This is a genomic window from Pseudomonas sp. RW10S2 (genome assembly GCF_014268985.1).
Classification (GTDB): domain Bacteria; phylum Pseudomonadota; class Gammaproteobacteria; order Pseudomonadales; family Pseudomonadaceae; genus Aquipseudomonas; species Aquipseudomonas wayambapalatensis.
The window spans coordinates 1-17,826 of the sequence record NZ_JABWRO010000116.1 but is presented as its reverse complement, the minus strand read 5'-3'; the positions used below and the strand labels follow the sequence as shown (position 1 = coordinate 17,826).

At 64.0% G+C, this 17,826-nt stretch carries 19 protein-coding genes; 13 read left to right on the top strand and 6 right to left on the bottom strand.

Annotated features, from left to right (window positions below):
* Both HU729_RS21010 and HU729_RS21005 read right to left on the bottom strand, forming a co-directional pair.
* Positions 1 to 1,035, bottom strand: a 1,035-nt coding sequence (locus HU729_RS21010) for a VTT domain-containing protein (protein WP_186711435.1), incomplete at its 3' end; no start/stop codon positions are given.
* Positions 1,036 to 1,039: 4 nt separating this feature from the next.
* On the bottom strand, positions 1,040 to 1,726 hold the full coding sequence (locus HU729_RS21005; protein ID WP_186711434.1) for a DNA-3-methyladenine glycosylase: 687 nt from the start codon (positions 1,724 to 1,726) through the stop codon (positions 1,040 to 1,042).
* A gap of 308 nt (positions 1,727 to 2,034) precedes the next feature.
* Here HU729_RS21005 and HU729_RS21000 point away from each other — a divergent pair, with 308 nt between their 5' ends.
* From HU729_RS21000 to HU729_RS20940, 13 genes are all read left to right on the top strand, one after another.
* Complete coding sequence (locus tag HU729_RS21000) at positions 2,035 to 3,300, top strand: glutamate-5-semialdehyde dehydrogenase (protein WP_186711433.1); 1,266 nt, start codon at positions 2,035 to 2,037, stop codon at positions 3,298 to 3,300.
* A 1-nt stretch (position 3,301) separates the two neighbouring features.
* The gene (gene nadD, locus HU729_RS20995; protein ID WP_186669256.1) at positions 3,302 to 3,961 is read left to right on the top strand and encodes a nicotinate-nucleotide adenylyltransferase; all 660 of its coding nucleotides are present in this window, start codon (positions 3,302 to 3,304) and stop codon (positions 3,959 to 3,961) included.
* 45 nt (positions 3,962 to 4,006) lie between these two features.
* Positions 4,007 to 4,429, top strand: coding sequence for a ribosome silencing factor (gene rsfS, locus HU729_RS20990; RefSeq protein ID WP_054892808.1), 423 nt, complete (start codon positions 4,007 to 4,009; stop codon positions 4,427 to 4,429).
* 9 nt (positions 4,430 to 4,438) lie between these two features.
* A complete protein-coding gene (gene rlmH / locus HU729_RS20985) occupies positions 4,439 to 4,906 on the top strand; it encodes a 23S rRNA (pseudouridine(1915)-N(3))-methyltransferase RlmH (protein ID WP_054892809.1) in 468 nt (155 codons plus the stop codon).
* A gap of 17 nt (positions 4,907 to 4,923) precedes the next feature.
* On the top strand, positions 4,924 to 6,819 hold the full coding sequence (mrdA, locus tag HU729_RS20980; RefSeq protein WP_186669257.1) for a penicillin-binding protein 2: 1,896 nt from the start codon (positions 4,924 to 4,926) through the stop codon (positions 6,817 to 6,819).
* Positions 6,820 to 6,857: 38 nt separating this feature from the next.
* Positions 6,858 to 7,961, top strand: a complete 1,104-nt coding sequence (gene rodA / locus HU729_RS20975) for a rod shape-determining protein RodA (RefSeq protein ID WP_054892858.1) — start codon at positions 6,858 to 6,860, stop codon at positions 7,959 to 7,961.
* A gap of 17 nt (positions 7,962 to 7,978) precedes the next feature.
* Positions 7,979 to 8,989, top strand: a complete 1,011-nt coding sequence (gene mltB / locus HU729_RS20970) for a lytic murein transglycosylase B (protein WP_186669258.1) — start codon at positions 7,979 to 7,981, stop codon at positions 8,987 to 8,989.
* The gene (locus tag HU729_RS20965; protein WP_186669259.1) at positions 8,989 to 9,990 is read left to right on the top strand and encodes a septal ring lytic transglycosylase RlpA family protein; all 1,002 of its coding nucleotides are present in this window, start codon (positions 8,989 to 8,991) and stop codon (positions 9,988 to 9,990) included. Before mltB ends, HU729_RS20965 begins: the two co-directional genes overlap by 1 nt.
* Positions 9,991 to 10,161: 171 nt before the next feature.
* On the top strand, positions 10,162 to 11,322 hold the full coding sequence (locus HU729_RS20960) for a D-alanyl-D-alanine carboxypeptidase family protein (protein ID WP_186669260.1): 1,161 nt from the start codon (positions 10,162 to 10,164) through the stop codon (positions 11,320 to 11,322).
* A gap of 75 nt (positions 11,323 to 11,397) precedes the next feature.
* The gene (locus HU729_RS20955; RefSeq protein ID WP_054892813.1) at positions 11,398 to 11,673 is read left to right on the top strand and encodes a DUF493 domain-containing protein; all 276 of its coding nucleotides are present in this window, start codon (positions 11,398 to 11,400) and stop codon (positions 11,671 to 11,673) included.
* A complete protein-coding gene (gene lipB / locus HU729_RS20950) occupies positions 11,673 to 12,320 on the top strand; it encodes a lipoyl(octanoyl) transferase LipB (RefSeq protein ID WP_186669262.1) in 648 nt (215 codons plus the stop codon). The genes HU729_RS20955 and lipB overlap by 1 nt, the downstream gene beginning before the upstream one ends.
* Positions 12,321 to 12,322: 2 nt before the next feature.
* Positions 12,323 to 13,339, top strand: coding sequence for a lipoyl synthase (gene lipA / locus HU729_RS20945; protein WP_238343328.1), 1,017 nt, complete (start codon positions 12,323 to 12,325; stop codon positions 13,337 to 13,339).
* Between the two features lie 137 nt (positions 13,340 to 13,476).
* Positions 13,477 to 14,415, top strand: coding sequence for an LD-carboxypeptidase (locus HU729_RS20940; RefSeq protein ID WP_186669263.1), 939 nt, complete (start codon positions 13,477 to 13,479; stop codon positions 14,413 to 14,415).
* Positions 14,416 to 14,450: 35 nt separating this feature from the next.
* Here HU729_RS20940 and HU729_RS20935 read toward each other — a convergent pair whose 3' ends face one another.
* From HU729_RS20935 to lptE, 4 genes are all read right to left on the bottom strand, one after another.
* Positions 14,451 to 15,764: a lytic murein transglycosylase gene (locus HU729_RS20935; RefSeq protein WP_186669264.1), complete on the bottom strand. Its 1,314-nt coding sequence runs from the start codon at positions 15,762 to 15,764 to the stop codon at positions 14,451 to 14,453.
* Between the two features lie 54 nt (positions 15,765 to 15,818).
* The gene (gene arfA / locus HU729_RS20930; RefSeq protein ID WP_039580593.1) at positions 15,819 to 15,983 is read right to left on the bottom strand and encodes an alternative ribosome rescue factor ArfA; all 165 of its coding nucleotides are present in this window, start codon (positions 15,981 to 15,983) and stop codon (positions 15,819 to 15,821) included.
* Between the two features lie 132 nt (positions 15,984 to 16,115).
* A complete protein-coding gene (gene holA / locus HU729_RS20925; RefSeq protein ID WP_186669265.1) occupies positions 16,116 to 17,153 on the bottom strand; it encodes a DNA polymerase III subunit delta in 1,038 nt (345 codons plus the stop codon).
* 36 nt (positions 17,154 to 17,189) lie between these two features.
* Complete coding sequence (gene lptE / locus HU729_RS20920) at positions 17,190 to 17,795, bottom strand: LPS assembly lipoprotein LptE (RefSeq protein ID WP_186669266.1); 606 nt, start codon at positions 17,793 to 17,795, stop codon at positions 17,190 to 17,192.
* Positions 17,796 to 17,826 lie beyond the last annotated feature (31 nt).

The window sequence follows — 17,826 nt, the reverse complement described above, 5'->3', positions numbered from 1 at the left end:
CGGCTGGCCGCGACCGGCCAGCACCGCCAGTACCAGGAAAAACGCAAAGGATGCCGAGCTATGCCCGCTGGGCATGCTGTAGCTGGTCAGTGGATCGGCCAGCACTTCCGGGCGCGCCCGGGCGAACAGCCATTTCAGCGAGCCGTTGCACAGCGCGGTGCCGATCAGTGCGCCCCCGGCGAACAGTGCATGGCGCCATTGCCGCGCCAGGAGCAGGAGCCCGGTCAGCAGGCCGCCGAGGAAGAACTGGGTCTTGAAGTCGCCCAGGCGGGTGACGATGACCACGGCGCTGTCGAACGCCTTGCTGCGATGCTCCTGGACGAGGGTCATCACGCCCTGGTCGAACTCGTGCAAGTAGGGCCAGCCGAGAAATACGCCCGCCAGTGCTACCAGGCTCAGGCCGGCGATCAGGCGGGTGCCGTGGCGCTGGTCGCGGATGCTGGCGTTGAAGCTCAGGGCCACCAGCACCGCCAAGCCACCGGCGACGATCCCCGCATCCAGCCAGAAGCCTTCCGGCAGCGGCAGGCGCATGGCGGCACCGGTGGCCCAGCCAGGCAGCAGGTAGGCCACCGACCAGCCAGCACCGGCCACCAGGCTGACGGCGATGAAGCGCGGCAATGGCATGTCGAACATGCCAGCAACCATCGGCAGCATCGGCCGCAGCGGGCCGATGAAGCGGCCTATCAGCAGGCTGGCGATACCGTAGCGCTGGAAGTAGGTTTCGGCGCTGCCGATCCATTCGGGGTGGTGGCGCAGCAGCGGCAGGCGCCGGATGTTCTGGTGGAAGTACTTGCCGATGGCGTACGACATGGCGTCACCGAGCATGCCGCCGAGAAAGCCCAGCAGCAGCGTCTCGCCCAGGCTGAAGGTGCCGCTGCCGGCCAGCACCGCTACAGCGAACAGCAGCACCGTGCCGGGCACGATGATGCCGGCGATGGCCAGGCACTCGATGCAGGCGATCAGGAAGATGGCCAGGCCAAGCCACTGCGGGTTGGCGCTGAGCCAGCCGGTCAGGCTGTCGAGCCATTGGCTCATGGTGTCAGTTTCCTTGTTCCAGAATGAAGAAATCCCGTCCTTCGACCTGGCCCCGGCGTAGCGGGTTCCGGGTGCAGAAACGGGCGAATTCGGCGTCCACGAAGCGGTACGGCAGGTGCTCGTCGCGGCCGTGGGGGATGCCCAGGCGGGTGGTCTGGATCACGCGTGGCACATTGATTGCGCAATCTTCGACATAGAGCCCCTGCGGGTCGAAACGGCGGGCGTCCCAGTCCGGCACCTTCAGGCTCAGGGCGCGGCACAGCAGGGTCTGGCCGGCGCACAGGCGCTCTGCCGGGCGCAGGTTGCCGTTGGCGTCCGGGTTGTTCAACTGCATCTGCGCCAGGCTGTTGTCATCGGAGAGGGCGTCGACCCAGGGGTAGGCCGACTTGATCAACACCGCGTTGCCCGGCCCGTGGGCGCTGAAGTTCAACGAGTCGCCGCCGCGGGCGTAGTACATGTAGATGTGCCCGCCGTCGAGGAACAGCGCCTTGCGCTTTTCCGTATAGCCGAGCGAGGCGTGGCTGCCCTTGTCGGTGAGGTAGTAGGCTTCGGTCTCGATGATGCGGGCGGCCAGCCACAGATCGCCGTGGCGGTGGCGGATGACCTTGCCGAGCAACTCGCGGGCGAGGGTCTGGGCATCGCGGTCGAAAAAGCGGTCGGGCAGGGCGCGGGCCGGGCAGGGGACGGGCATGTTGGCGGTTCGTGGTGGCGAAGGCGGGGATGATAGCAATGAAAGGCTTAATCGAGGCTGAACCAGGTTGTAACCGGGTTGATCTTCCCAGGGTTTAGTCCGCGTCGCCCCAGGCTACGCCACTCCCGGTAGGAGCGGGCTTGCCCGCGAAAAGGTCGACGCCGAAGTGGGTCAATTCCGATACCCTCAGTTACATCTTTCCTACATATTTCCGCTGCCATCTTCTACCATCCGCCACCCGCCGCTGGGCGTACCCGAGCGCGGCAGTTATAATCAGCCGATTTCCCCTTCGCCAAGACACCGAACCCATGACCGAGTCCGTTCTTGACTACATGACCCGCCTGGGTCGCGCCGCCCGTGAGGCCTCGCGGGTGATCGGCCGCGCCAGCACTGCGCAGAAGAATCGCGCCCTGCAGGCCGCTGCCGACGCGCTCGACGCTGCCCGCGCCGAGCTGACCGCAGCCAACGAACAGGACCTCGCCGCAGGCCGTGCCAATGGCCTGGAGCCAGCACTGCTGGACCGTCTGGCCCTCACCCCGGCGCGCATCGATGGCATGATCACCGGCCTGCGCCAGGTGGCTGCGCTGCCGGACCCGGTCGGTGCGATCCGCGACATGAGCTACCGTCCGTCGGGCATCCAGGTTGGCAAGATGCGCGTACCGCTCGGTGTGATCGGCATCATCTACGAGTCTCGCCCGAACGTGACCATCGACGCTGCCAGCCTGTGCCTGAAGTCCGGCAACGCGACCATCCTGCGGGGCGGCTCGGAAGCCATCCACTCCAATCGCGCCATCGCCACCTGCATCCAGCGCGGCCTGGCCGAAGCCGGGCTGCCACCAGCCGTGGTACAGGTGGTCGAAACCACCGACCGCGAAGCCGTCGGTGCGCTGATCAGCATGCCGGAGTTCGTCGATGTCATCGTCCCGCGTGGTGGCCGTGGCCTGATCGAACGTATCAGCCGTGATGCGCGCGTGCCGGTGATCAAGCACCTGGACGGCATCTGTCACGTTTATGTCGATGCCCACGCCGACCTGGAAAAGGCCGCGCGCATCGCCTTCAACGCCAAGACCTACCGCTATGGCATCTGTGGCGCCATGGAGACGCTGCTGGTCGACGCCAGCGTGGCCCAGGCGTTCCTGCCGGACATGGCCCGCCGCTTCGAAGAGAAGGGTGTCGAGCTGCGTGGCTGCGAGCGCACCCGGGCGATCATCGCCGCCAAGCCGGCCACTGAGGACGACTGGCACACCGAGTACCTGGATGCGATCCTGTCGATCCGCATCGTCGATGGCCTGGATCCGGCCATCGAACACATCAATCACTATGGCTCGCACCACACCGACTCGATCGCCACCGAGCACCAGGGTAACGCGCGGCGCTTCATGGCCGAGGTCGATTCGGCGTCGGTCATGCTCAACACCCCGACCTGCTTTGCCGATGGCTTCGAGTATGGCCTGGGTGCGGAGATCGGGATTTCCACCGATAAGCTGCACGCCCGCGGTCCGGTCGGCCTGGAAGGGCTGACTTGCGAGAAGTACGTGGTGATCGGCGACGGTCAGTTGCGCGGGTCCTGCTGAGTTGAGCAAGGCCCCGGCAGTCCGGCGTATCGGCATTCTTGGCGGCACATTCGACCCGGTGCACATCGGCCACCTGCGCAGCGCGCTGGAAGTGGCCGAGTTCATGGGGTTGGACGAGTTACGCCTGCTGCCCAACGCCCGACCGCCGCACCGCGACACCCCGCAGGTGGCCGCCACCGACCGGCTGGCCATGGTGCGTAGCGCGGTACAAGGGGTCGAGGGCTTGAGCGTGGATGCCCGGGAGCTGGCGCGCGACAAACCGTCGTACACCATCGACACCCTGGAGTCGATCCGCAGCGAACTGAACACGCACGACCAGCTCTACCTGGTGCTGGGCTGGGATGCCTTCTGTGGTCTCCCGGGCTGGCACCGCTGGGAAGAGCTGCTGCAACATTGTCACATCCTGGTGCTGCAGCGCCCGGATGCCGATGTCGAACCCCCCGACGAGCTGCGCAACCTTCTGGCTGCGCGCTCGCAGAGCGATCCCACCGCCATGTCCGGCCCGGCGGGGAACATTTCGTTCGTCTGGCAGACGCCGCTTGCGGTGTCCGCCACACAGATCCGGCAGCTGCTGGCCAGCGGCAAGTCGGTTCGGTTCCTGGTGCCGGACGCAGTACTGGCCTACATCGAGGCGCACGGTCTGTACCGTGTGTCCAACTGAGGGCGCTGCAGGGCGCCTCATTACAACGAGTTGAACGAGTTTTATATGACCAAGCAGAAAATCAATGGCGAAGAACTGGTCGAACTGACCAAGGCCGCGCTGGAAGACGTCAAGGCCCAGGACATCCAGGTCATCGACGTGCGCGACAAGCACAGCCTCACCGACTACATGATCATTGCCACCGGTACCTCCAACCGCCAGATCAACGCGATGCTGGAAAAGGTCCGTGAGGCCGTCAAGGCCAAGGGCGCGCAGCCGCTGGGCGAAGAAGGCAAGGGCGACAGCGACTGGGTGCTGCTGGACCTGAACGACGTCATCGTGCACATGATGACCGCCGCTGCCCGTCAGTTCTACGACCTGGAGCGTCTGTGGCTGGGCGCCGAGCAGAGCCGTGCTGCTGATGCCAAGCACCACAGCCCGGAAAACGCCAGTGACTACTTCACCGACAAGCTCAAGGATCGGGAATAAGGAACCGCCGTGCGTCTGCGTCTGATCGCGGTCGGCTCGCGCATGCCGAAGTGGGTCGAGGAAGGCTGGCACGAGTACGCCAAGCGCCTCCCCGCCGAGCTGTCGCTGGAGCTGGTTGAAATCCCGCTGAACACCCGTGGCAAGAACGCCGACGTTGCCCGCCTGATCCGTCAGGAAGGCGAGGCGATGCTGGCCAAGGTCCAGCCCGGTGAACGGATCGTCACGCTCGAAGTCCATGGCAAGCCGTGGAGCACCGAGCAACTGGCGACCGAGCTGGATCGCTGGCGCCTGGATGCGCGTACGGTCAACCTGATGGTGGGCGGCCCGGAAGGGCTGGCGCCGGAAGTCTGCGCCCGTGCCGAACAGCGCTGGTCGCTGTCGCCGCTGACCCTGCCGCACCCGTTGGTGCGGATACTCATCGGTGAACAGATCTACCGCGCCTGGACCGTGTTGTCCGGGCACCCTTACCACAAATGACTTCGTAAGCCTGTCCGATGCCGCAGCAGATCCGCCTCAAGGACCACGAGAAAGACGCACGCCTGGTGCGCAACCGCGTCGTGGTCGGCGCGGTGGCGATCATGCTGCTCGTGTCCGTGCTGATCGCGCGCCTGTATTACCTGCAGATCATCCAGTACGACTACCACTCGACGCTGTCGGAGAACAACCGGGTGCATGTGCAGCCGATTCCGCCGACCCGTGGGCTGATCTTCGATCGCAATGGTGTGATCGTCGCCGACAACCGCCCCAGTTTCAGCCTGACCATGACCCGCGAACGCGCGGGCAAGTGGCAGGAGGTGCTGGACACCATCATCGAGGTGCTCGAGCTGAGCGAAGATGATCGTGCCTTGTTCGAGCGCCGCATGAAGCAGGGGCGTCGGCCATTCGAGCCGGTGCCGATCCTGTTCGAACTGAACGAGGAGCAGATCGCCCGCGTCGCAGTGAACCAGTTCCGCCTTCCCGGGGTGGAGGTGGCGGCGCAACTGGTGCGGCATTACCCACAAGGTGCGCATTTCGCCCATTCGGTGGGCTATGTCGGGCGGATCAACGAGAAGGAACTCAAGTCCCTCGATCCGGTGAACTACAGCGGCACCCACCATATCGGCAAGACCGGCATCGAGCGTTTCTACGAGGACGACCTGCATGGCCAGGTTGGCTACGAGGAAGTCGAGACCAACGCTCGCGGCCGTGTCTTGCGGGTGCTCAAGCGCACCGATCCGATTCCTGGCAAGGATATTGTCCTGAGCCTGGACATCAAGCTGCAGGAGGCCGCCGAAGAGGCGCTGGCAGGCCGCCGTGGGGCGATCGTCGCCCTCGACCCGCGCACCGGCGAGGTGCTGGCGATGGTCAGCCAGCCGAGCTTCGATCCCAACCTGTTCGTCACCGGCATCAGCTTCAAGGCCTATGCCGAGCTGCGCGATTCGATCGATCGCCCGTTGTTCAACCGCGTGCTGCGCGGCCTGTATCCTCCGGGCTCGACCATCAAGCCGGCAGTGGCCATCGCCGGCCTGGACAGCGGTGTGGTCAATGCCAGCAGCCGGGTGTTCGACCCGGGCTACTACCAACTGCCCAACTATGACCACAAGTACCGCAACTGGAACCGCACCGGCGATGGCTGGGTGGATCTGGATGTGGCGATCATGCGTTCTAACGACACCTATTTCTACGATCTTGCGCACAAGATGGGGATTGATCGGCTGTCGGCCTACATGAACAAGTTCGGCATCGGCCAGAAAGTCTCGCTGGACATGTTCGAAGAGTCGCCCGGGCTGATGCCTTCGCGTGAATGGAAGCGCGCCACCCGCCGCCAGGCCTGGTTCCCCGGTGAAACGCTGATTCTGGGCATTGGCCAGGGCTACATGCAGGCAACGCCCCTGCAACTGGCCCAGGCCACCGCGCTGATCGCCAACAAGGGCAAGTGGAACCGTCCGCACCTGGCCAAGACCATCGAGGGCAAGCAGCCGGTGGATGAGAACCCGGTGGAAGACATCGTGCTGCGCGACAAGAACGACTGGGCCCGGGTCACCCATGGCATGGAGCAGGTGATGCACGGCGCGCGCGGCACGGCGCGCAAGGCCGCGCTCGGCTCGCAATATCGTATCGCCGGCAAGAGTGGTACCGCACAGGTGGTGGCGATCAAGCAGGGCGAGAAGTACGACCGCAACAAACTCCAGGAGCGTCACCGCGACCACGCGCTGTTCGTCGCCTTCGCACCCGCCGAAGATCCGAAGATCGTGGTCTCGGTAATGGTCGAGAACGGCGAGTCCGGCTCTGGTGTCGCCGCCCCCGTGGTGCGCCAGGTCATGGACGCCTGGTTACTCGACGAAAACGGCCGGCTCAAGCCCGAATTTGGCCCTGCCACTGTCACTGTCGCCCAGGAAACGGCCCCGTGAAGAACAATTTCGATCGCATGCTCTCCAGCGAAGACGTGATGCGCAGGCGCGCCAGCTTCCTGCAGCGCATCCATGTCGACGGTCCTCTGCTGCTCATTCTGCTGACGCTCGCCGCCGGCAGCCTGTTCGTCCTCTATTCGGCCAGCGGCAAGAACTGGGACCTGCTGATGAAGCAGGCCAGTTCCTTCGGCATCGGCCTGGTGTCCATGTTCATCATCGCCCAGCTCGAGCCGCGCTTCATGGCGCGCTGGGTGCCGCTGGCCTACGTGGCGGGGGTGCTGTTGCTGGTGGTGGTGGATGTGATGGGCCACAACGCCATGGGCGCCACGCGCTGGATCAACATTCCCGGGGTGATTCGTTTCCAGCCCTCGGAATTCATGAAGATCATCATGCCGGCGACCATCGCCTGGTACCTGTCCAAGCGCACCCTGCCGCCCCATCTGAAACACGTGGCAATCAGCCTGGTGTTGATCGGTGTGCCGTTCATCCTTATCGTCCGACAACCCGACCTTGGCACGGCGCTGTTGATCCTTGCCTCCGGTGCGTTCGTGCTGTTCATGGGCGGCCTGCGCTGGCGCTGGATCATCAGCGTGGTGACGGCGGCCGTACCGGTGGCCGTGGCGATGTGGTTCTTCGTGATGCATGACTATCAGAAGCAGCGGGTCCTGACCTTCCTCGACCCCGAGAGCGATCCGCTGGGTACTGGCTGGAACATCATCCAGTCCAAGGCCGCGATCGGTTCGGGCGGCGTGTTCGGCAAGGGCTGGCTGCTGGGCACCCAGTCGCACCTGGACTTTCTGCCCGAAAGCCACACCGACTTCATCATCGCCGTGCTGGGTGAGGAATTCGGCCTGGTGGGCATCTGCCTGCTGCTGATCATCTACCTGTTGCTGATCGGTCGCGGCCTGGTCATCACCGCGCAGGCGCAGACCCTGTTCGGCAAGTTGCTGGCCGGCAGCCTGACGATGACCTTCTTTGTTTATGTGTTCGTCAACATCGGTATGGTGAGTGGCCTGCTGCCCGTGGTGGGTGTGCCGTTGCCCTTTATCAGCTATGGCGGAACTTCGTTGGTGACGCTGCTGTCAGCGTTTGGCGTTTTGATGTCGATCCACACGCACCGCAAATGGATCGCGCAGGTTTGAAAAAGGTGAAGAATTTCATGCAAGCAGTGCGTGGCTGGGCTGCCCGTTGTATGCCGTGGATCGGCGCGATGGGGCTGTTCGGCGCTGTCCAGCAGGCCAATGCCGGCGACTATGACGGCTCGCCCAAGGTGGCCGAATTCGTTGGCGAAATGACCCGCGACTACGGCTTTGCCGACGAGCAACTGATGGCCGTGTTCCGCGAGGTGCAGCGCAAGCAGGCGATCCTCGACGCGATCTCGCGTCCGGCCGAGCGGGTCAAGCCGTGGAAGGAATACCGCCCGATGTTCATCACCGATGCGCGCATTGCCCGCGGTGTGGACTTCTGGCGCCAGCACGAAGCCGTGCTGGCCCGCGCCGAGCAGGAATACGGCGTGCCGGCCCAGTACATCGTCGCGATCATCGGCGTGGAAACCTTCTTTGGCCGCAATACCGGTAACTACCGTGTCATCGATGCCTTGTCGACGCTGGGCTTCGACTACCCGCCGCGAGCCGAATTCTTCCGCAAGGAGCTGCGTGAGTTCCTCCTGCTGGCGCGCGAGGAGCAACTCGACCCGCTCACGCTCAAGGGCTCCTATGCTGGCGCCATGGGCCTGCCGCAGTTCATGCCGAGCAGTTTCCGCAATTACGCCGTGGACTTCGACGGCGACGGCCACATCAACATCTGGAACAACCCGGATGACGCCATCGGTAGCGTGGCCAGCTATTTCAAGCGCCACGGCTGGATCGCCGGGCAGCCGGTGGTCAGCCGGGCGCAGGTCAGTGGTACGCGTGTCGACGAGGGCCTGACCACTGGCATCGAGCCTGTGAAGACAGTCGGGGAGTTGCGAGCGCTGGGCTGGTCGAGTCATGATGCGCTGCGCGATGATCTGCCGGTCACGGCGTTCCGGCTCGAAGGCGACAATGGCCCCGAATACTGGATGGGCCTCAAGAACTTCTACGCGATCACGCGTTACAACCGCAGCGTGATGTATGCCATGGCGGTGCATCAGCTCTCGCAACAGCTGGTCCAGGCACGGGGCGTCAAGTAATGCGCGAATTGTTCAAAGCCAATACCTTCAAGCTGCTCACCTGTGCCGCCATCGGCCTGGTGCTGGTCAGCTGTTCTTCCAGCCGTCCGACCTCGCAGGCGGGCGGCAACACCGTTCGCTCGCAGCCGGGCCTGGACATCAACCGTGCCCACAAGGACGGTGCGCCCTGGTGGGACGTGGACGTCAACAAGATTCCCGACGCCACCCCGACCGTGCACACCGGCAACTACAAGGCCAACCCGTACACCGTGCTGGGCAAGACTTATTACCCGATGCAGGACTCGCGCAACTATCGCGCCGAGGGTACTGCGTCGTGGTACGGCACCAAGTTCCACGGGCAGAACACCGCCAACGGCGAGCTTTACGACCTCTACGGCATGAGCGCGGCGCACAAGACCCTGCCGCTGCCGGCCTATGTGCGGGTAACCAACCTGGCCAACGGCCGTAGCGTGATCCTGCGGGTCAACGATCGCGGGCCGTTCTATTCGGACCGCATCATCGACTTGTCGTATGCCGCGGCGAAGAAGCTCGGTTACGCCGAGATCGGCACCGCCCATGTGCGCGTCGAGGGTATCGACCCGCAGCAGTGGTGGGCGCAGAAGGGCCAGCAGCCGCCATCGATGCTCAAGGAGCCGCAGGTCGCCCAGGCGCAGCCGATCCCTGCCAGCACCGGGCGCGTCGAGCAGTGGACCCCGCCGCCGCAGCAGCACGCGGCACCCGTGGTGCCGGTGCAGGTTGCCGGCAACAACGTACCGGGCAACGGCGGCGGCAGCTTCCTTCAGGTGGGCGCCTTCGCCAACCCGGACGCGGCCGAGCTGTTGCGTTCCAAGTTGAGCACCATGGTCAGTGCTCCGGTGTTCATCAGTTCCATCGTACGCAACCAGCAAACGCTGCACCGGGTACGTCTGGGGCCGATCAGCAGCCAGGGTGAGATCCAGCAGGCGCAGGACAGCATTCGCCTGGCGAACCTGGGGCAGGCCAAGCTGGTCACAGCAGACTGACTGCGCAGTATCTTGCCGACCTGTCGGTTTGTTCATGAATTGCCAGGTTCGGCCATGTACAATGGCGGTTTTGCCCCTTGGGGCATGGGGTTGTCCGCCAGCCCTGAAGCAGACTGAAACGCCGTGGTATCCCCGCGGAACATCAGACCATTAGCGATTTACGAGAGACGGATGAACATCACCAACCTTGCCAAACGACTTTGCCTGCCCGTACTGCTGATGATCGTGCCTGCTGCCTTTGCAGCCGAGCAGATGATGCCAGCACCTCCGCAGTTGGCAGCCAAGTCCTATGTACTCATGGATGCGTCCAGCGGCAACGTGCTGGTCGAGAACAACGGTGACGAGCGCCTGCCGCCAGCCAGCCTGACCAAGCTGATGACCGCCTACATCGCCACTCTCGACATCCGTCGTGGCCAGATCGGCGAGAACGACCCGGTGACCGTCAGCGAGAACGCCTGGCGTACCGGCGGTTCGCGCATGTTCATCAAGGTCGGCAGCCAGGTGACCGTCAGCGACCTGCTGCACGGCATCATCATCCAGTCGGGCAACGATGCCTCGGTCGCCCTGTCCGAGCACATCGCCGGCAGTGAAGACGCCTTCGCCGACATGATGAACAAGACTGCCGGCGACCTGGGCATGTCCAATTCGCACTTCATGAACCCGACCGGCCTGCCGAACCCTGAGCACTATTCCTCGGCCCACGACATGGCCCTGCTGGCGCGCGCGATCATCAACGAAGATCCGGCCCACTACGCGATCTACTCGCAGAAAGAGTTCTACTGGAACAACATCAAGCAGCCTAACCGCAACCTGCTGCTGTGGCGCGACAAGACCGTCGACGGTCTGAAGACCGGCCACACCGAGGAAGCCGGCTACTGCATGGTGGCGTCGGCCGTTCGCGACGGCCAGCGTCTGATCGCGGTGGTGTTCGGCACCAACAGCGAGCAGGCCCGTGCCGCCGAGACGCAGAAGCTGCTGACCTACGGTTTCCGCTTCTTCGAAACCCAGACCTTCTATCAGAAGGGCACCGAGCTGACCCAGGCTCCGGTCTGGAAGGGCGCCACCGGTCAAGTCAAGGCCGGTCTGGCCAACGACCTGACCATGACCATGCCTAAAGGCCAATTGAAACGCCTCCAGGCTTCGATGACCATGAACCCGCAACTGACCGCTCCGATCGCAAAAGGTGACGTGATCGGCAAAGTGGAAGTCAAACTGGACGAGAAAGTGGTGCACAGCGCCGACCTGATCGCCCTGGATGGCGTCGAGGAAGGTGGTTTCTTCCGCCGTATGTGGGATAGCATCCGCCTGTTCTTCTACGGTTTGTTCAACTGATACGTGACCGGCCATGCCCCCGTGCAACCACGCGGGGGCATTGTTGTTGCCACGCCTTACGAGGGCGTATGCGCCATGAGCGAAGCTGACGTCAAGTCGCACAAAATCGAATTCCCCTGCGCCGATTACCCGATCAAGGTCATCGGCGATACTGTTGTCGGCTTCAAGGACATGGTCATCGAAGTCCTGAGCAAGCACGCCAAGGTCGACCTTTCCACCCTGGCCGAGCGCCAGAGCAAGGAAGGCAAGTACACCACGGTGCAACTGCACATCGTCGCCGAGAGCGAGAATCAGCTGCACGATATCAACAGTGCCCTGCGTGCCACCGGCATCGTGAAAATGGTGCTGTGATGCCCGCGTGTCTCGGTTTTCGCGATCTTGGCCTGCAGCCCTATGAACCGGTGCTGGAGGCCATGCGTCGTTTTACCGAGCAACGCAGCCCGGACAGCCAGGACGAAGTCTGGTTGGTCGAGCATCCTGCAGTCTTCACCCAGGGCCAGGCCGGCAAGGCCGAGCATCTGCTGATTCCGGGCGATATCCCGGTGGTGCAGACCGACCGCGGCGGCCAGGTCACCTACCACGGCCCCGGCCAGTTGGTCGCCTACCTGCTGCTGGACGTGCGCCGCCTGAGCATTGGCGTGCGCGAACTGGTCAGCCGCATCGAGACTACGCTCATCGAACTGCTCGCCAGCTATGGCGTGCAGGCGGTGGCCAAGCCCGACGCCCCTGGCGTCTATGTCGATGGAGCGAAGATCGCGTCACTTGGCCTTCGAATCCGCAATGGCCGTTCGTTCCACGGCCTTGCCCTGAACGTGGACATGGACCTCGCGCCATTCCGCCGAATCAACCCCTGCGGGTATGCGGGGCTGGCCATGACCCAGCTGCGCGACCTGGCAGGTCCGATCGAACTCGACGAGGTCAGGACAAGGCTGCGCGGACAGCTGGTCAAGCACCTCGACTATGCTGAGCAGACGACCCTCACGGGCGGAATCGACTGAATATGACAACTGTGCAAGAAGCCGTGCCGAACCTGATCGCGACCCAAGACGTCACCCCGCGCCCCGCCCCCAAGAAAGTGGAAGCCGGGGTCAAGCTGCGTGGCGCCGATAAGGTCGCGCGCATCCCGGTGAAAATCATCCCCACCGAAGAACTGCCGAAGAAGCCCGACTGGATTCGCGTGCGCATCCCGGTTTCGCCGGAAGTCGATCGCATCAAGCAACTGCTGCGCAAGCACAAGTTGCACAGCGTCTGCGAAGAGGCATCCTGCCCCAACCTGGGCGAGTGTTTCTCCGGTGGCACCGCGACCTTCATGATCATGGGTGACATCTGCACCCGCCGCTGCCCGTTCTGCGACGTTGGTCACGGCCGTCCGAAGCCTCTGGATCTGGACGAGCCGAAGAACCTGGCGGTCGCCATTGCCGACCTGCGCCTGAAGTACGTGGTGATCACCTCGGTAGACCGCGACGACCTGCGTGATGGTGGCGCCCAGCACTTTGCCGATTGCATCCGCGAAATCCGCGCCCTGTCCCCGGGCGTGCAGTTGGAAACCCTGGTGCCGGACTACCGCGGGCGTATGGACGTGGCGCTGGAAATCACCGCGCAAACGCCGCCTGATGTGTTCAACCACAACCTCGAGACCGTGCCGCGTCTGTACAAGGCCGCGCGTCCGGGTTCGGACTACGACTGGTCGCTGGACCTGCTGCAGAAGTTCAAGCAACTGGTGCCGCACGTCCCCACCAAGTCGGGCCTGATGCTCGGCCTGGGCGAGACCGACGAGGAAGTCATCGAAGTGATGCACCGCATGCGCGAGCATGACATCGACATGCTGACCCTCGGCCAGTACCTGCAGCCGTCGCGCAGCCACTTGCCGGTGCAGCGTTTCGTGCACCCCGACACCTTCGCCTGGTTCGCCGAGGAAGGCTACAAGATGGGCTTCAAGAACGTCGCCTCCGGCCCGCTGGTGCGCTCGTCGTACCACGCCGACCAGCAGGCTCACGAAGCCAAGATCAAGCTCTGATCCGGGCTTGCGCTGAACATGCCGATGCGCGCCGAAAGGCGGCATCGGCATTTTTGTTTTCTGGGGCAACGCGCCCTGTGTGCGCCCTCCAATACGCCCGATAGAGTGGCAAGCCCCTGTATGCAAGGAGTCGCCCGATGAACTGTCTTGAAGCCCCAACCTTCCGCCTGCCCAAGGCATTACCCGGTAACGCCTGCTTCGCAATTGTCGCGCCGGCGGGGCCTGCACGGCTGGATGTGGGCAAGGCGCGGCAATGGTTCGAACAACGGGGCTTGCGCTGCCGCGTCTATCCGGGTGCGCTGCAGGCCGACGGCTATCTGGCAGGCAGCGACGAGCAACGCCTGCGTGACTTGCACGACGCCTTCGCTGACCCTCAGATCGACGCGATCCTGTGCATGCGGGGTGGCTATGGCAGCATGCGGCTGCTGGATCGGCTGGATTTCGAGCTGATTCGTCGTCACCCCAAACCCTTGATCGGCTACAGCGACATCACCGCCCTGCACACGGCAATCCAGCGCCATGCCGGGTTGCTCACCTTCCATGGCGGGATGCTCAATGCCGACCTGCTCGGTGCCAAGCTCGAGCCGACCGTCAGTTCGCTATTCCAGCAGTTGCAGGGGCAGGTCGGGCGAGGCGATGCCATCGGGCATCCTGCGGCGTTCGGCCTTACGACCGTGGTCGGTGGTGTTGCCAGCGGACGTTTGGTGGGTGGCAACCTGTCGATGCTCGGAGCGACCCAGGGCACTGTGGCGCAGATCGATACCCACGACAGCATCCTGTTCATCGAGGACGTCAACGAGCCCCTGTACCGAGTGGACCGTCTGCTGACCCAGCTGCGCTTGGCCGGCAATCTGGAGGGAATCAAGGGGGTGCTGGTGGGAGACTTCGCGGGGATCACGGTGGCGGCGCTTGAGCCGTTGCTCAGGGATATCTTCGGGCCACTGCAGGTGCCGGTGTTGGCAGGATGGCGCAGTGGGCACTGCGATCCGAATGTGTGCCTGCCGTTGGGTGCGCAGGTGCGGCTGGACAGTGATGCACAGCAGCTTGTGCTGGAGCAGGCGTTGTTCACAGCCTGAAGCTATAGGGGCTGCACAAGCAGCCCCGATATTCTCTAGCGCCGCAGGCTATCGAGCAGCTTGTGTGTTGGATAGCCATCGGCCGGCCAGCCCTGAGCTTGCTGGGCATTGCGAATGGCCTTGCGGGTGTTGGCGCCGATGATGCCATCGGCGTTACCGGCTTCGTGCCCGCTGGCGTTGAGCAGGTTTTGCAGCTCCATGCGCTCGCTGCGGCTCAGCGGCAGGTCGTCCTTCGGCCACGATCCGGCAATGAAGCCCCAGCCCGAGAAGCGATCGCCCAGCAGACTGACCGCCAGGGCGTAGGACGAGGAATTGTTGTACTTCAGGATTGCACGGAAGTTGTCCAGTACCAGGAATGCCGGTCCGCGTGCGCCTGCTGGAAGCAATAGCGCTGCCGAGAGCTGGCTGCTGCCGCTGGGCAGTTGGGTGCCGGTTGGCAGTGTCACACCGAGGCTCAACCATTCGCTGACCGACTTGCGTTGAGCGCCGTCTGCCAGCCAGTAATCGAAGCCTGCCGGCACCTGAACCTCGAAGCCCCAAGGTTGGCCACGCTTCCAGCCCGAGCTTTGCAGGTAGTGCGCGGTGGAGGCCAGGGCGTCTGCCGTGCTGTTCCAGATGTCGCGGCGACCATCGCCGTCGAAGTCCACCGCGTGGGTGTTGTAGGTGGTAGGGATGAACTGGGTCTGCCCCATTGCACCGGCCCAGGAGCCGCGCATGGCCTCGGGCTGGATATCGCCGTTCTGCAGGATCTGCAGGGCCGCGATCAACTGGTCCTGGGCGAAGGTCGGGCGGCGGCCCTCATAGGCCAGGGTGGCCAGCGAGCGGATCACCGACTTGTTGCCCTGGAACTGCCCGAAATTGCTCTCCATGCCCCATACGGCAACCAGCACCTGGCGGTCGACGCCATAGCGTTGCTCGATACGACCGAGCAGCTCGGCGTGCTGTTCCAGCAGTTTCTTGCCGTTGCGCACGCGCAGCGGCGACAACGCACCGTCGAGATACTCCCAGACCGGGCGGGAGAATTCAGGCTGGCTGCGGTCGGCCTTGATCACGTCCATGTCGGGTGTGACGCCAAGGAATGCACGGTCGAAGGTATTGGGGCTGATGCCTGCCAGCAGGGCTTGCTGGCGGAAGCCCGCCTGCCATTGGGCGAAGGTCTGCAGCGGCTGGATTTCGCTGCTGGTGTCAGTGGCGGTGCCGGGCAGGGTAACGTTCGGAGCAGGCTGGGCAGGAGCCAGCGGCAGGGCGTCGGCGGCGGTGGGTTTTTCCGCGCAGGCGACGAGCAGGATGAAGCTGGAGGCCGCGATCAGCTGGCGGGGGCGCCAGCGCTGGGAAAGACTGAAGGACATGCACAGATCCAGTTTTGCAGTTCAGGTGCCGACCATATCATGCCTGCGCCTTTTTCAGGCGGCCAGAAAGCAAGAAGCCTCCCAATCTCTCGATTGGAAGGCTTCGCGGCGGTAGCTGCCCTTGCCCTTTTCCGGTCGTTCCTGACGGCAGCGGAACAGGGGTTGGGCGATGATCGACTTGGCCTTGTTGGGGCCGTGTTTTTTCGGCTTCTTGCTCATGGCGGGGTTCCCAGGTTGGATGAACTTGGGGCGGACTTTATGGCCTGGGCGAGCGGGGGGCCAATTGATTGTGTGTATGAGCTGTGACACCCCTGTGGGAGCGCCGGACCGCCGTTCCTACAGTAGTCCCAATTATTCCGAAGGAAGCGTCAGGCGCTGGCCGGCCATCAACAGCGACAGCCGCGACAACCCGGTCCACGGCGAGCCCTCGGCCTGGCCTTTGATCTGTGCGTCGATACGCTGGGCATCCTGCAGCAGTTGCGCCCAACGTTGCGCTGACAGGCGCTGCAGAGCCTTGCTGACCAGAGGGCGGCGTTTATCCCATACTGGTGGGCGCGACTGGCTGAAGGCCTTGTCCAGCGGCACGCCCTGGCTGAACTGCTGGGCCAGACCCGCCAACAGGCGCAGCTCGCGCGCCAGCGCCCATAGAATGACCGGCGGCTCGACGCCCTCGCCACGCAGCCCTTCGAGCATGCGCAGGGCATGCCCGGCCTCGCCGTTGAGGATGGCATCGACCAGGCCGAACACATCGAAGCGAGCGCTGTCGGCGACCGCGGCCTGGACGGTCTCGACGGTGATCTGGTTGCCCTCGGCGAGCAGCTTGAGTTTCTCGATCTCCTGGGCGGCCGCCAGCAGGTTGCCCTCGACCCTTGCGGCGATCAGGTCGATCGCATCGCGCTGCGCCGACAGCCCGGCCTGGGACAGGCGCTGGTTGATCCATTGCGGCAACTGCTGGGCGTCCACCGGCCAGATCTGAATGAATTGGCAGTGTTCACCCTCGATGAGGGCCTTGCCCCATTTAGTCTTCTGCGCACTGCCGTCAAGCTTGGGCAGGCTGATCAGCAGCAGCGTGTCCTCGGCGGGATTGGCGCAATACTCCATGAGCGCAGCAGCGCCCTTGTCGCCGGGTTTGCCCGACGGCAGGCGCAGCTCCAGCAGACGTCGTTGGGCGAACAGCGAAAGGCTGGCACCGGCCAGCAGCAGGCTACCCCAGTCGAAGTTGGCATCGGCGCTGAACACCTGACGTTCATCGAAGCCCTGTTGGCGCGCGGCGGCGCGAATGGCGTCGGCGGCTTCCTGGCACAGCAGAGGGTCGTCGCCGCTGACCACATAGACCGGGGCCAGTGTGCCTTGCAGGTGCTTGTTGAGTTGGGCGGGAGAAAGCTTCATGGGATGGGCGGGGCACCAGCGGTGCCCCGTTCAGGCTCAATGGGCCGGGACTTCCAGCGGGGATTGCTGGGGCGTGTTGTCCTGGATGCGCTGGGCCTCTTTCAGGGCTTCGGCTTCGGCGCGGGCGCGTTCGTCAGCCTTGCGCTGAAGGTGCGCCAGGTGCTCCGGGGTCAGCTGCTGCAGGCGGCCCATCATGCTCTGGACCAGGTCACGACGCATTTCCTGGCGAACCTGAGTGGCTTCCTGGGTGGAGCCGGTGATGTTGTTGCCGTCGTAGACATAGATCTTGCGTACTTCCAGCTTGTCTGTGAGCAGTACCGCATCGTTCTGCCCCTGAACTTCGTAGTTCAGCACGGTAGTCAGCTCGTATTCAGCAGAGCGGCTGCCGCCGGAGTAGGTCGCCGCGCGCTGGCTGTCCTGCTCGTTGGTCAGTACCAGCTTGTAGGGCGCGCCGGCCTGAACCTTGACGCCACTGTTCTGCAGAGTCTGGCGCAGTTGGGTGACGGTCTCGCCATAGGCATTACGCGCGCTCAGATCCAGTTCCTTGAGGGCGATCTCGTTGGTGCCGGTACCGCGCAGCTGGAAACCGCAGGCGCTGAGCACGACGGCCAGGCCTATTACCAGCAGATTGCGTTTGATCATGTTGTTGCTCCCTTGTGGGCCTGTTCCGCCC

Excerpts from the sequence above, each read along its gene's own strand:
- HU729_RS20955 (WP_054892813.1), top strand. The coding sequence starts at position 11,398 with ATGAGCGAAGCTGACGTCAAGTCGCACAAAATCGAATTCCCCTGCGCC.
- HU729_RS20935 (WP_186669264.1), bottom strand. The coding sequence starts at position 15,764 with ATGTCCTTCAGTCTTTCCCAGCGCTGGCGCCCCCGCCAGCTGATCGCG.
- HU729_RS20965 (WP_186669259.1), top strand. The coding sequence starts at position 8,989 with ATGCGCGAATTGTTCAAAGCCAATACCTTCAAGCTGCTCACCTGTGCC.
- HU729_RS20940 (WP_186669263.1), top strand. The coding sequence starts at position 13,477 with ATGAACTGTCTTGAAGCCCCAACCTTCCGCCTGCCCAAGGCATTACCC.
- lptE (WP_186669266.1), bottom strand. The coding sequence starts at position 17,795 with ATGATCAAACGCAATCTGCTGGTAATAGGCCTGGCCGTCGTGCTCAGC.
- arfA (WP_039580593.1), bottom strand. The coding sequence starts at position 15,983 with ATGAGCAAGAAGCCGAAAAAACACGGCCCCAACAAGGCCAAGTCGATC.
- rodA (WP_054892858.1), top strand. The coding sequence starts at position 6,858 with ATGCGCAGGCGCGCCAGCTTCCTGCAGCGCATCCATGTCGACGGTCCT.
- rsfS (WP_054892808.1), top strand. The coding sequence starts at position 4,007 with ATGACCAAGCAGAAAATCAATGGCGAAGAACTGGTCGAACTGACCAAG.
- holA (WP_186669265.1), bottom strand. The coding sequence starts at position 17,153 with ATGAAGCTTTCTCCCGCCCAACTCAACAAGCACCTGCAAGGCACACTG.
- HU729_RS21000 (WP_186711433.1), top strand. The coding sequence starts at position 2,035 with ATGACCGAGTCCGTTCTTGACTACATGACCCGCCTGGGTCGCGCCGCC.
- mltB (WP_186669258.1), top strand. The coding sequence starts at position 7,979 with ATGCAAGCAGTGCGTGGCTGGGCTGCCCGTTGTATGCCGTGGATCGGC.
- HU729_RS21005 (WP_186711434.1), bottom strand. The coding sequence starts at position 1,726 with ATGCCCGTCCCCTGCCCGGCCCGCGCCCTGCCCGACCGCTTTTTCGAC.
- HU729_RS20960 (WP_186669260.1), top strand. The coding sequence starts at position 10,162 with ATGAACATCACCAACCTTGCCAAACGACTTTGCCTGCCCGTACTGCTG.
- lipB (WP_186669262.1), top strand. The coding sequence starts at position 11,673 with ATGCCCGCGTGTCTCGGTTTTCGCGATCTTGGCCTGCAGCCCTATGAA.
- mrdA (WP_186669257.1), top strand. The coding sequence starts at position 4,924 with ATGCCGCAGCAGATCCGCCTCAAGGACCACGAGAAAGACGCACGCCTG.
- lipA (WP_238343328.1), top strand. The coding sequence starts at position 12,323 with ATGACAACTGTGCAAGAAGCCGTGCCGAACCTGATCGCGACCCAAGAC.